The organism is Hoeflea sp. EC-HK425 (genome assembly GCF_902498795.1).
Lineage (GTDB): Bacteria > Pseudomonadota > Alphaproteobacteria > Rhizobiales > Rhizobiaceae > Hoeflea > Hoeflea alexandrii.
The window spans coordinates 3,359,803-3,374,326 of sequence record NZ_LR701572.1 but is presented as its reverse complement, the minus strand read 5'-3'; the positions used below and the strand labels follow the sequence as shown (position 1 = coordinate 3,374,326).

13 protein-coding genes are annotated in these 14,524 nt (G+C 62.2%); 8 read left to right on the top strand and 5 right to left on the bottom strand.

Features of this window, described 5'->3' with window-relative positions; all coding sequences use genetic code 11:
* Nucleotides 1-311: 311 nt before the first annotated feature.
* The 4 genes from rfbF to SPHINGO391_RS18950 are packed head-to-tail and all read left to right on the top strand — an operon-like array spanning nt 312 to nt 3,962.
* A complete protein-coding gene (gene rfbF / locus SPHINGO391_RS18965; protein WP_152010303.1) occupies nt 312-1,082 on the top strand; it encodes a glucose-1-phosphate cytidylyltransferase in 771 nt (256 codons plus the stop codon).
* The gene (rfbG, locus tag SPHINGO391_RS18960; RefSeq protein ID WP_152010302.1) at nt 1,067-2,167 is read left to right on the top strand and encodes a CDP-glucose 4,6-dehydratase; all 1,101 of its coding nucleotides are present in this window, start codon (nt 1,067-1,069) and stop codon (nt 2,165-2,167) included. The genes rfbF and rfbG overlap by 16 nt, the downstream gene beginning before the upstream one ends.
* A complete protein-coding gene (gene rfbC, locus SPHINGO391_RS18955) occupies nt 2,164-2,733 on the top strand; it encodes a dTDP-4-dehydrorhamnose 3,5-epimerase (RefSeq protein WP_343200330.1) in 570 nt (189 codons plus the stop codon). Before rfbG ends, rfbC begins: the two co-directional genes overlap by 4 nt.
* On the top strand, nt 2,733-3,962 hold the full coding sequence (locus SPHINGO391_RS18950; protein WP_152011633.1) for a class I SAM-dependent methyltransferase: 1,230 nt from the start codon (nt 2,733-2,735) through the stop codon (nt 3,960-3,962). Before rfbC ends, SPHINGO391_RS18950 begins: the two co-directional genes overlap by 1 nt.
* Nucleotides 3,963-4,084: 122 nt before the next feature.
* Here SPHINGO391_RS18950 and SPHINGO391_RS18945 read toward each other — a convergent pair whose 3' ends face one another.
* Nucleotides 4,085-5,194 carry a DegT/DnrJ/EryC1/StrS family aminotransferase gene (locus SPHINGO391_RS18945; protein WP_152010301.1) on the bottom strand — a complete coding sequence of 370 codons (1,110 nt, stop codon included), beginning with the start codon at nt 5,192-5,194 and terminating at the stop codon, nt 4,085-4,087.
* Nucleotides 5,195-5,331: 137 nt separating this feature from the next.
* Here SPHINGO391_RS18945 and SPHINGO391_RS18940 point away from each other — a divergent pair, with 137 nt between their 5' ends.
* Entirely contained in the window at nt 5,332-6,186 is an 855-nt protein-coding gene (locus tag SPHINGO391_RS18940; RefSeq protein ID WP_152010300.1) for a D-amino-acid transaminase, read from the top strand.
* Between the two features lie 39 nt (nt 6,187-6,225).
* Here the strand turns inward: SPHINGO391_RS18940 and SPHINGO391_RS18935 are convergent, their stop codons facing one another.
* On the bottom strand, nt 6,226-7,014 hold the full coding sequence (locus SPHINGO391_RS18935; RefSeq protein WP_152010299.1) for an SDR family oxidoreductase: 789 nt from the start codon (nt 7,012-7,014) through the stop codon (nt 6,226-6,228).
* Between the two features lie 125 nt (nt 7,015-7,139).
* Here SPHINGO391_RS18935 and pyrC point away from each other — a divergent pair, with 125 nt between their 5' ends.
* The 3 genes from pyrC to SPHINGO391_RS18920 all read left to right on the top strand — a co-directional run bounded on the left by pyrC (nt 7,140) and on the right by SPHINGO391_RS18920 (nt 9,934).
* Nucleotides 7,140-8,177 (top strand): dihydroorotase, encoded by a 1,038-nt coding sequence (pyrC, locus tag SPHINGO391_RS18930; protein WP_152010298.1) that lies wholly within the window; start codon nt 7,140-7,142, stop codon nt 8,175-8,177.
* A gap of 92 nt (nt 8,178-8,269) precedes the next feature.
* Nucleotides 8,270-8,965, top strand: coding sequence for an orotate phosphoribosyltransferase (locus tag SPHINGO391_RS18925; protein ID WP_152010297.1), 696 nt, complete (start codon nt 8,270-8,272; stop codon nt 8,963-8,965).
* A 45-nt stretch (nt 8,966-9,010) separates the two neighbouring features.
* The gene (locus tag SPHINGO391_RS18920) at nt 9,011-9,934 is read left to right on the top strand and encodes a carbohydrate kinase (protein WP_152010296.1); all 924 of its coding nucleotides are present in this window, start codon (nt 9,011-9,013) and stop codon (nt 9,932-9,934) included.
* 19 nt (nt 9,935-9,953) lie between these two features.
* On the opposite strand, the gene pgi is transcribed toward SPHINGO391_RS18920, so the two are convergent.
* From pgi to ppk2, 3 genes are all read right to left on the bottom strand, one after another.
* Nucleotides 9,954-11,588, bottom strand: a complete 1,635-nt coding sequence (pgi, locus tag SPHINGO391_RS18915; RefSeq protein WP_244615448.1) for a glucose-6-phosphate isomerase — start codon at nt 11,586-11,588, stop codon at nt 9,954-9,956.
* Nucleotides 11,589-11,694: 106 nt separating this feature from the next.
* Nucleotides 11,695-13,380, bottom strand: coding sequence for a long-chain fatty acid--CoA ligase (locus tag SPHINGO391_RS18910; protein ID WP_152010294.1), 1,686 nt, complete (start codon nt 13,378-13,380; stop codon nt 11,695-11,697).
* A 221-nt stretch (nt 13,381-13,601) separates the two neighbouring features.
* Nucleotides 13,602-14,486, bottom strand: coding sequence for a polyphosphate kinase 2 (gene ppk2 / locus SPHINGO391_RS18905; protein ID WP_152010293.1), 885 nt, complete (start codon nt 14,484-14,486; stop codon nt 13,602-13,604).
* Nucleotides 14,487-14,524 lie beyond the last annotated feature (38 nt).

The window sequence follows — 14,524 nt, the reverse complement described above, 5'->3', positions numbered from 1 at the left end:
CCGCGAGCGGCGGTTGGGCTTTCGCATGCGCCGCGCGCAAGCATCTCGACCACTTATAGGCAAGCCCGCACTGATGAACAATGCTTCTCGCCCCGGTTGATCAGCGAAGCTGAATGAACCGGCATCTTCCGAATGTTCGGGATCCGCGCCAGCCTCGGGAAAGCTTGTCTCTCTAGGTTCGGGTAGCTGATTGTCAGGGGAACGACGGGCACCATGAACCATGGGGCGACAACGAGGCCTGTATCCATCTGCCGGCCCGGCGGGCCAGCGGATGGCTTGCGTCATTGCAGCTCCGATCCGGGAGCGGTTTCATGAAGGTTGTCATTCTGGCCGGAGGTCTGGGCTCGCGGCTCTCGGAAGAAACCCATCTGCGGCCCAAGCCCATGGTGGAGATCGGTGGCAGGCCGATTCTCTGGCACATCATGAAGCTTTACCACACCCACGGTCTGCGCGATTTCATCATCTGCTGTGGCTTCCGCGGCTATGTGATCAAGGAATACTTCGCCAACTACGCGCTGCACATGTCGGACATGTCCTTCGACATGTCCGACAACACCGTCCATTTTCACCGGCAGAGCGCCGAGGACTGGCGGGTGACACTGGTCGATACCGGCGAAAACACCCTCACTGGCGGACGCCTGAAACGGGTGGCCCCCTATCTCGAAGGCGAGGACAGTTTCTGCTTCACCTATGGCGACGGGCTTTCGGATGTCGACATATCCGCCACCATCAGGTTTCACAAATCCCATGGACGGCTTGCCACGGTAACAGCGGTGCGCCCGCCCGCCCGCTTCGGCGCGCTCAAGCTCGACGGTGACAAGGTCCAGGGCTTCATCGAAAAGCCGGAAGGCGAAGGCGGCTTCATCAATGGCGGCTTCTTTGTTCTTTCCAACCCGGTACTTGAGCGTATCGAGGGTGACCGCACCAGCTTCGAGGGCGAGCCGTTGTCCGCTTTGGCGGACGAGAACGAATTGCGGGCCTTCTTCCACCGCGGCTTCTGGCAGCCGATGGATACGCTGCGCGACAAGACCATGCTCGAGGCGCTCTGGACCGAAGGGAGCGCGCCTTGGAGAAGCTGGTGATCGAGGGACTTCCCAGCCGTGACTTCTGGCGCGGGCGCAAGGTGCTTCTTACCGGTCACACCGGGTTCAAGGGTGCCTGGCTGCTGTTCTGGCTGGAAGCCATGGGCGCGCGGGTAACCGGCTGCTCGCTGGCGCCGGAGCAGCCACGATCATTGTTCGCTGAGTTGCATGCGCCCGAACGGCTGGCAAGCGAGACCATCGATATCCGCAATGCAGATGATCTTGAGGGTCTTGTCAGGCGGGCGCGGCCCGAGATCGTCTTCCATCTTGCCGCCCAGTCCCTTGTGCGGCGCGGGTACAGCGATCCGCACGGAACCTTCGCCACCAATGTCGAAGGGACCAACAATCTGCTGCAGGCCCTGGCGCAGGTGAAGACTGTCCGGGCGGTTGTCGTGACCACGACCGACAAGGTCTACCGCAACGTCAATGACGGACGCGCCTTCGTCGAAACCGATCCTCTTGGCGGACATGATCCCTATTCCGCCAGCAAGGCGGCCTGTGAAATGGTGGTCGAAGGCTGGCGCAGCCGGCTCGCCGACGAGGGATGCAGCATCGCCACCGCCCGGGCCGGCAACGTGATCGGCGGCGGAGACTGGGCCGGGGATCGGCTGATCCCCGATGCCGTCCGGGCCTGGTCATCGGGCGAAACGCTCAAGGTCCGGCGACCCGAGGCGACGCGGCCCTGGCAGCATGTGCTCGAACCACTGCGCGGCTATCTGGTGCTTGCCGAAAGCCTGGCGTCGGTAGATGCGTCGGCTCCGGCTTACAATTTTGGCCCCCGCGCGGAGAGCGCTTCGGTCCGCACCGTACTGTCGCTGGCGGCACGCGAATTTGGTGAGGTGCGAACCGATTTCGCAGACACCCCTGAAGGGCCGGCGGAAGCACACAAGCTCGATCTCGATCCTACCTTGGCAGAAACCGGCCTTGGTATTCGTGGTCTCTGGGACCTCGACAGGACCGTAACCCGGACCGCCGGCTGGTACCGGGATTTCCTGTCCGGCCGCCCGGCGCGCGAACTGTGCGAGGCCGATTGCTGCGCCTATCTCGAGGACGTCCGGCGCGCGGCGATGGCGTGCATCCGGTGAGTGCGTCCCCGTTCACGCTGACCCCCTTGATGCCCGATTGCGAGAGCGGGCCGGTGCTGGTGCAGCGCAAACCCTTTGTCGACGAGCGTGGCGCCTTTGCCCGCATCTTCTGCGCTGAGGCTCTTGCGGAAATCGGCTGGCCCGGCCCTGTGGCGCAGATCAACCACAGCCGCACCTCCAGGGCCGGAACATTGCGCGGGATGCACTACCAGCGACCGCCGCATGCCGAGGCCAAGCTGGTCGTCTGCATTCGCGGCGCCGTCCACGATGTCGCCGTCGACATCCGCCGGGACAGCCCCTCCCGTCACGCGCATGTTGGCGTCGAGCTTTCAGCGGACGCCGGCACCGCCATCCTGATCCCGGAAGGCTTCGCCCACGGGTTCCAGGCGCTGACCGATGATGTGGAGCTGATCTATATCCATTCTGTCGCCTACAACCAGCAACACGAAACCGGCCTGCGTCATGACGACCCTGCGCTCGGCATTGCCTGGCCGCTGGCGGTTACAGGTCTTTCGGCGCGTGATGCCGCCCATCCGGTGATCGCCGCAGCGGGGCAATTCTCATGATGCGTTGCAGGCATTGCGGTGACACCGATTTCATTCCGTTTCTCGATCTTGGCGAAGCACCGCCCTCCAACTCCTATCTCGATGAGGCAGGCGTGTCCCGGCCGGAGAAGCGGTATCCGCTTGTCATCCGTACCTGCACGGAATGCTGGCTGACCCAGACCGAGGATTTCGCCGACCGGGAGGAGTTCTTCTCCGGGGACTACGCCTATTTCTCCTCTTTCTCCAAAACCTGGCTCGAGCACGCCAGGACCTATGTCGCCTCGATGCGCGACCGTTTCGCTCTTGGCCCCGGCAGTCTCGTCGCCGAGGTCGCCGCCAATGACGGCTACCTGCTGCAATATGCGCGCGAATTCGGCATTCCCTGCTATGGCATCGAGCCGACCCGCAGCACCGCCGAAGCCGCGCGCGCCAGGGGCATCGAGATCGTCGAGGAATTCTTCGGACGGGAACTGGCGGACAGCCTTGCAGCCGAGGGGCGGCAGGCCGATCTCATCGCCGCCAACAACGTGCTTGCCCACGTACCCGATATCAACGATTTCGTCGGCGGCTTCGCAACGCTTCTCAAGGCTGAGGGTGTCGCGACCTTCGAGTTCCCGCATCTCTACGAGATGGTCCGCGGCAACCAGTTCGACACGGCCTATCACGAGCACTACTCCTACCTGTCGCTGCTCGCCGTGTCCCGCATCTTCAAGGCCAACGGCCTGACGGTCTTCGATGTCGAAACCACCCCGCACCACGGTGGCAGTCTCCGGGTCTTTGCCTGTCGCAGCGATCACGCCGCCCATCAGGTGACGCCGGCGGTCGAAGCCATGCTCGACACCGAACGCCGCGCCGGAATGGACAGCCGCGATTTCTATTCCGGCTTCCAGGCAACGGCGGAAGCGGCGCGGGACGGTTTCCGCGGTTTTCTCGCCGAAGCCCGCGCAGCCGGTTTGAAAGTTGCCGCTTACGGTGCTGCCGCCAAGGGTAACACGCTTCTCAATTTCGCCGGTGTCGATCCCGGCGACATCGTCTTCGTCGTCGACCGGAATCCGGCCAAGCAGGGGCGCTTCATGCCCGGCTCGCACATTCCGATTGTCGGGGAAGATCGGCTCATCTCCGACCAACCAGACAGGGTGGTAATTCTGCCATGGAACATAGAGACAGAAATCAGGACCCAGCTTACCTTTATCAGCGACTGGGGTGGACAGTTCGTGACCGCGATTCCGAAGCTGGCGATAAGAAGCTAGCGGCCAAGGTCGAGGTTGAGCTGACCGAGAAAAAGGTCAAGGTTGCGACAGCGCTTACACGCAAGTCCGGCGGCTGACTGGACCAGACACCTGGTCAGGAATGATGCCAAAGGCGTATCTCATCACGCCTTGAGCGCACCCTTGATCACGTCGGCAACGCGCGCCTGTGCCGCTTCATCCATGTCGTGATAGCTCGGCAGGTTGATGGCGCGGGCGGCAATGTCGCGGGCATTCGTGCTGCCGGGCCTGGCTTCGAACATCGGCAGTTCGGACAGCGGCCAGAAGAACACCCGCGCATCGATATCGGCCTGCTTGAAGGCCTCGATCAGCTGCTCGCGGCTGACCCCGGTATCGCGATCAAACACCACCGTCGGCATCCAGTAGCCATTGGTGACCCCGGCGGGTTCCACATTCAGAGAAATGCCGTTCACCCCTGCCAACTGCTCGCGGTAGTGCGCCATGATCCGCCGCTTGCCGTCGATCAGCTCGTCGATACGTTCCACCTGGGCGCAACCAATGGCCGCGGCAATGTTTGACATCTTGAACTTGTATCCGGTCATCAGCGGGAAGAACTGGCGCGGCTCACTTGCGTCGCGGCCATGGTTGGAAAGCGTATTCACTTTCTCGAAAAGCGCCGTGTCGTTGGTGACGAACATGCCGCCTTCGCCGGTGGTCATCGTCTTGGTTCCGTGAAACGAGAACGTGCCGAAGGCGCCCATCGACCCGGCGCGCTTTTCGCCCCAGGCCGAGCCGATTGCCTCGGCTGCGTCCTCGACAATGGCGATGCCGTGGCGCTCTCCGATATCTAGAAGCCGGTTCATGTCGCACATCGAGCCGTAGAGATGGACCGCCATGATCGCCTTGGTCCTGGGTGTGATCGCCGCTTCCACTTGCGCCGGGTCGACGCACCATGTGTCTGCAAGAATGTCGACGAAGACAGGCGTCGCGCCGAGATGGACGACGGGCGCCACCGAGGCGATCCAGTTGGTGTCCGCCATGATCACCTCGTCGCCGGGCCCGATGCCCAGCGCCGCCAGTCCGAGATGCAGGGCCCCGGTGCAGCTTGACGTCGCGATCGCGTGCCTGACGCCAAGATGGGCCGCGAAGTCGCGTTCCAGCCGGTTGAGATAGTCGTAGCACTGTGCGCCCCAGCCGTTTCGGGCGGCGTCTGTGGCGTAGCTGACTTCCAGCTCCGTGATGGATGGTTTGGTATAGGCAATGCGTGCTGTCATGGAAGCTTTTCCAGCGGTCGGTCCGCCTCTGTCTAGCGCTCCGACCCTGCGTGGAGATTGCGCCGCGCGCCAAAATAGCTGTTGGCGGCGCCAGCCAAATTTGGCATGAGGTGGAAGCGAGCAACAAGGGGACCGCCATGCGCACCGTCTATGTCAATGGAAGCTATGTGCCGGAAAACGAAGCCAAGATCTCGGTCTTCGACCGGGGCTTCCTGTTCGGCGATGGTATCTACGAAGTCGCTTCGGTGCTGGGCGGCAAGCTGATCGATTTTCCGGCCCACATCGCGCGGCTGCACCGTTCCGCCGGCGAACTCGGCATGCGCTTTAGCGTAAATGACGATGAGTTGTTGGCAATCCACCGCGAACTGGTCAGCCGCAACCAGGTCGAGGAAGGCGTGGTCTATCTGCAGATGACCCGAGGCGCCATCGACCGGGATTTCCTCTTCGACACCGAAAAGCTCACGCCAACGCTGGTGCTGTTTACCCAGAGCCGTCCGCTGATCGACACGGCGGTGGCAAAGAACGGCATGAAGGTCGTCTCGATACCGGACCTGCGCTGGGGCCGCTGCGACATCAAGACGGTGCAGTTGCTCTACCCCTCGCTTGGCAAGATGGAAGCCAAGGCGCGCGGCGCCGATGATGCCTGGATGGTGCGCGATGGCGTGGTCACCGAAGGCACTTCCAACAATGCCTTCATCGTCACCAAGGACGGCACCATCGTTACGAGGCCGTTGTCGCACTCGATCCTGCCCGGCATTACCCGCGCAGCCCTGATGGTCTATTCGGAAGCCAATGGCACCAAGGTCGAGGAGCGCGAATTCACCATCGAGGAAGCGAAGAACGCCGCGGAAGCCTTCATCACCTCTGCCTCCGTCTTTGTCGGACCGGTGATCTCGATCGACGGCGTAGAGCTGTCGGGCGGTAAGCCCGGTCCGGTCACGCTCGGCCTGCGCAAGACCTATATCGAGGAAAGCCTCAAGCGCGCTCTGTAATGTCGAGCCGGGCCGCAGGGACCCGGCTCGCATTTAATCTCAGACAGATTTGATCGCGCCGCCGTCGCAGCGGATCATCGATCCGTTGACGTAGCTCGCCCGCGCGCTGACGATGAATGCGGCCGTATTGGCGAATTCTTCGACCTCGCCGTAACGGCCGACCGGAATCTGGCCTTGGGCCGCCTTGGCAACCTCAGCCACATCCTTGCCCGACCGCTTGGCGTTGGCGGCATCGAGCTCCTTCAGCCGTTCGGTATCGATCCGGCCAGGAAGCAGCATGTTGAAGGTGATGCCGTCAGCCGCGGTTTCGTTGGCCATTGATTTCGACCAGCCGACGAGCGTCGAGCGCAGCGCGTTGGACAGTCCCAGATTGGGAATCGGCTGAATGACGCCCGAGGAGGCCACGGTCAACACCCGGCCCCAGCCCTGCGCCCGCATTCCGGGCAGGAAGCGTGCGGTAATGTCCATCACGCTCATCACCATGATCTCGAACTGGCGGTGGACAACCGACAGGTCGGCCTCGCTCATCAGGCCGGGAGGCGGGCCGCCGGTGTTGTTGACCAGGATATCCAGGCCGCCAAACTCGCGCTTGACGGTTTCCTCAAGCAGCGCCGGCGTGGCCTTGTCGGTAAGGTCACTCACCACGAACCGTGCGGTGCCCGCGCCGCGCGCATTGATCGCCTCGACCGCCGCTTGCAGACGCGCGCCATCGCGTCCGGTGATCAGCACATCAGCGCCCTCGGCGGCAATGGCTTCCGCGATGCCAAGGCCCAGTCCGCGCGATGACGCCAGCACAAGAGCACGTTTTCCTGTCAATCCCAGATCCATGAAGTCTTTCCCTGTTTGCCTGTTGCCTGCTAAAGGCATGCCTATCAGTTGCCGCCCGAGGCCGAAAAGGTCAACCCCGGCAGAGCCGGGCAGATAGGGCAAGCTAATCCAGGGAGAACCCCAGCGTGGTCGAGATTACCATTCCGAAGCCTGATGACTGGCACCTGCACTTGCGCGACGGCGCCATGCTCGAAGGCATTCTGCCCTTCAGCGCCCGGCATTTCGCCCGCGCCATCATCATGCCCAACCTTGTGCCCCCGGTGGTCACCAGTGCGGATGCAGAAGCCTATCGCGACCGCATCATGGCGGCCTTGCCCTCAGGACTCGATTTCACGCCCTTGATGACGCTTTATCTGACCGAAGGCACCGATCCGGCGGATGTCGCAAGCGCCCATGCCTCGGGGCTGGTGACGGCGGTGAAGCTTTATCCCGCGGGTGCCACCACCAATTCCCACTCCGGTGTCCGCGACCTTGCCAAGGTCATGCCCGTGCTCGAGAAGATGGCCGAGATCGGCATGCCGCTGTGCATTCACGGCGAGGTCACCGATCCTGCGGTCGATATCTTCGACCGGGAAGCTGTCTTCATCGAAACCGTGCTCGATCCGCTGCGCCGAAACCTGCCCGGGCTCAAGATCACGCTTGAGCACATCACCACATCCAACGGCATCGACTATGTCATGGGTTCGGACGCCAACCTCGCTGGCAGCATCACCACGCATCACCTGATGATCAACCGCAACGCCATCCTCGCAGGCGGTATCAAGCCGCATTACTATTGCCTGCCTGTCGCCAAGCGCGAGAGCCACCGGCTGGCGCTTCGCAAGGCTGCGACTTCCGGTGACAGGCGTTTCTTTCTCGGCACCGATTCCGCACCCCATGTCGATCCCTTGAAGGAATGCGCCTGCGGTTGCGCCGGGATCTTCACCTCGATCAACACCCTGTCGTGCCTCGCCCACGTTTTCGAGGAAGACAAGGCGCTCGACAGGCTGGCCGGATTCGCGAGCCTTAACGGCCCGGCGTGGTACGGACTGCCGGTCAACAGCGAGACCGTGACACTGGTCCGGCGCGACCAGCCGGTGAATTGGCCCGACAGGATCGAGACCGGTGACGGGCCGGTGACGGTGTTCGACCCGCTTGTGCCCATCCACTGGGAAGTTGCCTGAGCGCACTTTAACCGCGTGGTCCGAACTGGTATTCGGATCCCCGAAACCCTCGCCGGACCTGGTGTCCGGGCCCGACCCTGGAGGCAACGCCGATGTTTTCCAACACGTTTCCCGACAAGGCGAAGATCGCCGAACTTGTTGCCAGCCAGCTTCTGGAAATCAAGGCGGTGCATTTCAACGCCACCGAGCCCTACAAGTTTGCCTCGGGGCTGATGAGCCCGGTCTACATCGATTGCCGCAAGCTCATTTCCTATCCGCGCATCCGCTCCGCCGTGATGGACTTCGCCGCCGCCACGATCCTGTCGGAAGCCGGCTTCGAGCAGTTTGACTGTGTGGCCGGCGGTGAGACCGCAGGCATCCCCTTCGCCGCCTTTCTCGCCGAACGGCTCGGCCTGCCGATGATTTATGTACGCAAGAAGCCCAAGGGCCATGGCCGCAACGCCCAGATCGAGGGCGAACTGCTCGAAGGGTCGCGGGTGCTGGTGATCGAGGATCTGACCACGGCCGGCGGATCGATGTTCACCTTTATCGACGCCATTCGCGCGGCGGGTTGCACTGTCGATCACGGCATAGCGCTGTTTTACTATGGCATTTTCAGTGATGCCGAGAAGCGCTTCGCCAACGGCAAGGTCGAGCTGCATTATCTTGCCACCTGGCGCGACGTGCTGGCTGCAGCGACAAGGCAGAAAGCCTTCGATCCGGCAACGCTCGCCTCTGTCGAGGCCTTCCTCGATGCGCCGCTTGAATGGTCGGCGCAGCATGGCGGCGTCTCCGAACTTCCGGCATAAGGCAAGGCAACCCTGTCCGCTCGGGCACCATGTGGAGGAGACACGATGATCATCTGTTGTGGCGAAGCGCTGATCGACATGCTGCCGCGGACATCGACCCAAGGCGAGGACGCCTTTGCGCCCTATGCCGGCGGCGCGGTGTTCAATACGGCTCTGGCGCTTGGTCGCCTCGGTGTCGACACCAGTTTCTTCACGGGTCTCTCAAGCGACATGTTCGGCGACATTCTGCGCGAAGCGCTGACCGCCAGCGGCGTTGACCACAGCCCGTGCGCAACGCTTGATCTGAACACCACGCTGGCATTCGTCCGGCTGGTCGATGGCCACGCCAGCTACGCCTTCTTTGATGAGAACACCGCCGGGCGGATGATCACCGAAGCACATCTGCCGGACCTCGACCAAACCGTCGAAGCCTTGCACTTCGGCGCGATCAGCCTGATCTCCGAACCCTGCGGCTCGACCTATGAAAGCCTGATGCGGCGCGAGCATGGATCGCGCGTCATGTCGCTCGATCCCAACATCCGGCCCGGCTTCATCACCGATACGGAAAAGCACCGCGCCCGCATCGACCGGATGATCGCCATGAGCGATATCCTGAAGATGTCGGACGAGGACCTCGAATGGTTTGGCCAGCCCGACATGGAAACCGCGGCAAGGCTCTGGCTCGGGCAGGGGCCCAGCCTGGTGGTTTTCACCCGCGGAGCTAGGGGCGCCATCGGCTTTACCCGCGAACACACGGTCGAGGTTGACGGTGTCGCTGTCACGGTTGCTGATACGGTCGGCGCTGGCGACACCTTCAACGCCGGCATTCTCGCTTCGCTGAAACGCGACAATCTGCTGACCAAGCAGGCGATGAAGACCCTCTCCGCTGATGCCATCCGCAATGCGCTCAGCCTCGGCGCCCGGGCCGCCGCCGTCACGGTCTCGCGGCCAGGCGCCAATCCGCCCTGGGCCCGGGAAATCGGCTTCTGACCGTTTTCTGATCAGGCCCTCAGGCGTCGCCGCGCATCTGACGAATGGTTTCTGCCAGCATCAGGGTCGAGCTGTCATGACCTTCGCCGCTGTTCTCGCCCTTGACCACCGGCAGCAGCGCGGTGGCGAGCTCCTTGCCAAGTTCGACACCCCACTGGTCAAACGCGTTGATCCCGAAGATCTGGGCTTCGACAAACACCCGGTGCTCGTAGAGTGCGATCAGCCGCCCAAGCGCAAAAGGTGTCAGCATCTCGTAGACAAAGGTGATTGACGGCCGGTTGCCCGGAAACGTCTTGTGTGGCGCAAGCCGGTCGGCCTCGCTCTCCGAAGTGCCGCCGGCCTTCAGCTGCGCCCGTGCTTCCTCCGTGGTGCGGCCGCGCATCAGCGCTTCCGATTGCGCCAGGCAATTGGCGATCAGCAACTGGTGCTGATGCGCAAGCTGCGGCTCGTGGCCTCTGGCGGCGATCATGAATTCGACCGGGATCACGTCGGTGCCCTGGTGCAGCAGCTGGAAGAACGCGTGCTGGCCGTTGGTTCCGGGCTCGCCCCAGACGATCGGTCCCGATGCGGTCTCCACCGGCTCGCCGTCGAGGCCGACAGACTTGCCGTTCGATTCCATGTCGAGCTGCTGCAGATAGGCCGGGAACCGCGACAGGCGCTGGTCATAGGGAATGATTGCCCGGCTCGGATAGCCGCAGACCAGCCGGTGCCAGGCGCCCAGAAGTCCAAGCAGCATTGGCAGGTTGCGCTCGACCGGAGCAGACTTGAAATGCTCGTCCATGGCCCGCGCTCCGGCCAGGAAATCTGCGAACCCGGTTTTGCCGATGGCAATCATCAGCGGCAAGCCGATAGCCGACCACAGCGAGTAGCGACCGCCGACCCAGTCCCAGAAACCGAAAACGCGGTCTTGCTTGAGGCCGAACCTGGCCACCTTGTCGAGCGCGGTGGAGAGCGCTGCGAAATGCAGGGCTACCGCGGCTTCGCCCAGGCTCGAGACGATGAATTCCCGCGCCGTTGCGGCGTTGGTCATGGTCTCGATCGTTGTGAAGGTCTTCGAGGCGACGATGATCAGCGTGGTTTCCGGATCGAGGCCGGACAAGGTGTCGGCAATATGCGCGCCATCGACATTGGAGACGAAATGCAGCCGCGGGCCGTCATGGTAGGGCGCCAGCGCCAGCGTCGCCATTACCGGGCCGAGATCCGACCCGCCGATGCCGATATTGACCACATCGGTGAACGGCTTGCCGGTCGCGCCGAGGATCGAGCCGTTGCGCACCCCGTCAGAGAACCTTCCCATGGCGTCAAGCACCGCGTGCACTTGCGGCACCACGTTCTCGCCCCCGACACGGATGTCGGCGCCGGTTTCAGCTCGCAGGGCGGTGTGCAGAACCGCGCGGTCTTCCGTCGTGTTGATCGCCTCGCCCGCAAACATCCGGTCCCGCTGCGCCTCGACACCGGCTGCCTTGGCCAGTCCGGCAAGCAGCTCCAGGGTTTCGTCATTCACCGCGCATTTGGAGAAATCCATCCGCAGATCGTCAAGCCCGATTGTATAACGGCGAGCACGGCCGGAATCCGCCGCGAACGCTGCCCGGAGGTCACGGGGCGCATCGCTTGCAAGGTGGGATTTGAGAGCGGACAAAGCCTGATGGGTGATCTTCGACAAGGCGGGAACTCCATGTTTGGGATGCCCACCTATGCGGCGAGGCCCGCGGGAAATCAAGTTTCCCGCGGGCCTCGTATGTCCTGAATCGGGTTTTCGCTCAGGCGTCGCGCAATTCGCGGCGCAGGATCTTGCCGACATTGGTCTTCGGCAATTCATCCTTGAACACCACGATCTTCGGGCGCTTGTAGTTGGTCAGCCCGGTGGCGCAATGCTCCTTCACATCGGCCTCGGTCAGGTTCGGATCCTTGCGCACCACAAACAGCTTGACCGCTTCGCCCGAATGCTCGTCGGGCACCGCAACGGCTGCCGCTTCGGCCACGCCCGGATGCGATACCGCAACTTCCTCGATCTCGTTCGGATAGACATTGAAGCCCGAGACCAGGATCATGTCCTTCTTGCGGTCAACGATCTTGGTGTAGCCGCTCTCGTCCATGAAACCCATGTCGCCGGAGCGGAAGTACCCGTCATCGGTCATGACCTTGGCGGTCTCGTCCGCTCGGTTCCAGTAACCCGCCATCACCTGCGGACCCTTGATGCAGATCTCGCCGACTTCGCCCAGCGGCATCGACTTGCCATCCTCGTCACGGATGTCGATATAGGTCGAAGGCAGTGGCAAGCCGATCGTCCCGGAGAAATCATCGGCGTCAAACCGGTTGGCCGTGGCCACCGGAGCGGTTTCCGACAACCCGTAGCCTTCCGAGATCACGCAGCCGGTCAGTTGCTTCCAGCGATCCGCAACCGGTCGCTGTACCGCCATGCCGCCGCCAAGCGACAGCAGCAGCGGCTTGAAGTTCAGCTTCTGGAAGTCTTCGTTGTTGAGCAGCGCGTTGAACAGGGTGTTCAGTCCCGGAAAGACGTGGAACTCGTACTTGCCCAGTTCCTTGACGAAGCCCGGGATGTCGCGGGGGTTTGGAATCAGCAGGTTGTGTGCACCCTGCGACATGCCCATCAGCGCATTCACCGTCAACGCGAAGATATGGTAGAGCGGCAGCGCACAGACATAGAGCAGCACATCGGGTTTCTGCTTCTTGATGAAGGCTGCGGGAAGCCACAGGTCGTTCTGCGCCACGTTCGAAAGCACGTTGGCATTGGTCAGCGTTGCGCCCTTGGACACACCGGTGGTGCCGCCGGTGTATTGCAGGAAGGCTACGTCATCGGGCTTCGAGTTTCCGGGCTTGAGTGTCTTTCCCTGGCCGGCGGCAAGCGCCGCCTTGAAGCTGACATGGCCGGGCAGAGACCAGTCCGGGACCATCTTCTTGACCTTGCGGACAACGAAATTGACCAGGTGGCCCTTCAGGCCCAGCAGGTCGCCCATGGTCGCCACGCAGACATGCTTGACGTCGGTTCTGGAAATCACCTGTTGCAGCGTCACTGCGAAGTTCTCGAGAATGAGAATGGCCTTGGCGCCCGAATCCTTGAGCTGGTGTTCAAGTTCACGCGGCGTGTAGAGCGGGTTGACATTGACCACCGTGTAGCCGGCGCGCAGTACAGCCGCCATTGCCACCGGCATCTGCAGGATGTTCGGCATCATCACCGCAACCCTGTCGCCCTTCTCAAGGCCAAGCGATTGCAGCCAGGCGCCGATCGCCGAGGACATGCTTTCCATTTCCGAATAGGTGATGGTCTTGCCCATGCAGGTATAGGCCGGCCGGCTGGCAAACCGCTTGAACGAATCCTCGATCAGGCCTGCTATCGACGAATAGTGCAGCGCTCCGATGTCGGAAGCGGTGTTTGGCGGATAGGACGCCAGCCAGATGCGATCCTTGGCAGCAGTCGTGTTCATGATGTCTCACTCCCTCTTTATGTCCGGATGCGGGCGCATGCCTTGGTGTGGCTGCTGCTCCTCTTCCCTCACGCCGGTTCCTTCAAGATTTAGAATGCCACGATCCCCGTTGCAATGCCTTCCCTTGACGTAAGCGTCAAAATTTCGTGCATTATTGGTCACAGCCTCTGGCTGAAAGCGCCCAGATGGCTTGAGAAGTCATCAAATGGGCCGTCTTGAGTTCACCTGCCCACCGCATCGGCGCCCATTCCGACGATTGCCTCGTCAATCTCGCCGATGGCGCCCTTGTCCTTGCCGGTGTAGGGCAGTTCCTTCAGGATCGTGCGAATGACATTGATCCGGGCACGCCGCTTGTCATTGGCCTTCACCACGGTCCATGGCGCATGGTCGCTATGGGTTTGCTTGAGCATCAGGTTGCGCATTTCCGTGTAGTCATCCCACTTGTTCAGGCTGGCGATGTCCATTGGTGACAGTTTCCAGGACTTGAGCTTGCTGTGGCGGCGGTCGTGGAAGCGCTTGAGCTGCATTTCGCGTCCGATGTTGAGCCAGAACTTGAACAGGTGGATGCCAGCATTCACCGGCATGCGTTCGAAGTGTGGGGTTTCCTCAAGAAAATGCGCGTGCTGCTCGGGTGTGCAGAACCCCATCACCGGCTCCACCCCGGCCCGGTTGTACCAGGAGCGGTCGAACATCACGAATTCGCCGGATGTTGGAAAATGATCGACATAGCGCTGGTAGTACCATTGCCCGCGCTCGGTCTCGGTGGGTTTGGGCAGGGCCACGATGCGGGCGGACCGCGGGTTCATGTAGGCCCGGGTCGCGCCGATCGATCCGCCCTTGCCGGCCGCATCGCGGCCTTCGAACACCGAAATCACCCGCTTGCCGGTCTCGCCGAGCCAGGTCTGCACCTTGACCAGTTCAACCTGCAGCGCTTCGAGCGTGTCGTCGTACTCGTCACGATCAAGTTTCTTCTTGTAGGGATAGTTGTCCGACGTGAAGGCATGGTCATCCACCCAGTCCGGCAGCTTCGGATCGTCGATGTCGAAGCTCCTCGGCTTGCCATCGACCTCGATCTCGACTGCCCGGCTGGTTGTATCGCTGCCCATTCTCTCTTCCTTTCGCTACGCGCTTCACCCTGAGAACG

Excerpts from the sequence above, each read along its gene's own strand:
- SPHINGO391_RS18945 (WP_152010301.1), bottom strand. The coding sequence starts at position 5,194 with ATGACAGCACGCATTGCCTATACCAAACCATCCATCACGGAGCTGGAA.
- ppk2 (WP_152010293.1), bottom strand. The coding sequence starts at position 14,486 with ATGGGCAGCGATACAACCAGCCGGGCAGTCGAGATCGAGGTCGATGGC.
- SPHINGO391_RS18935 (WP_152010299.1), bottom strand. The coding sequence starts at position 7,014 with ATGGATCTGGGATTGACAGGAAAACGTGCTCTTGTGCTGGCGTCATCG.
- SPHINGO391_RS18925 (WP_152010297.1), top strand. The coding sequence starts at position 8,270 with ATGTTTTCCAACACGTTTCCCGACAAGGCGAAGATCGCCGAACTTGTT.
- SPHINGO391_RS18910 (WP_152010294.1), bottom strand. The coding sequence starts at position 13,380 with ATGAACACGACTGCTGCCAAGGATCGCATCTGGCTGGCGTCCTATCCG.
- SPHINGO391_RS18920 (WP_152010296.1), top strand. The coding sequence starts at position 9,011 with ATGATCATCTGTTGTGGCGAAGCGCTGATCGACATGCTGCCGCGGACA.
- SPHINGO391_RS18950 (WP_152011633.1), top strand. The coding sequence starts at position 2,733 with ATGCGTTGCAGGCATTGCGGTGACACCGATTTCATTCCGTTTCTCGAT.
- SPHINGO391_RS18940 (WP_152010300.1), top strand. The coding sequence starts at position 5,332 with ATGCGCACCGTCTATGTCAATGGAAGCTATGTGCCGGAAAACGAAGCC.
- rfbF (WP_152010303.1), top strand. The coding sequence starts at position 312 with ATGAAGGTTGTCATTCTGGCCGGAGGTCTGGGCTCGCGGCTCTCGGAA.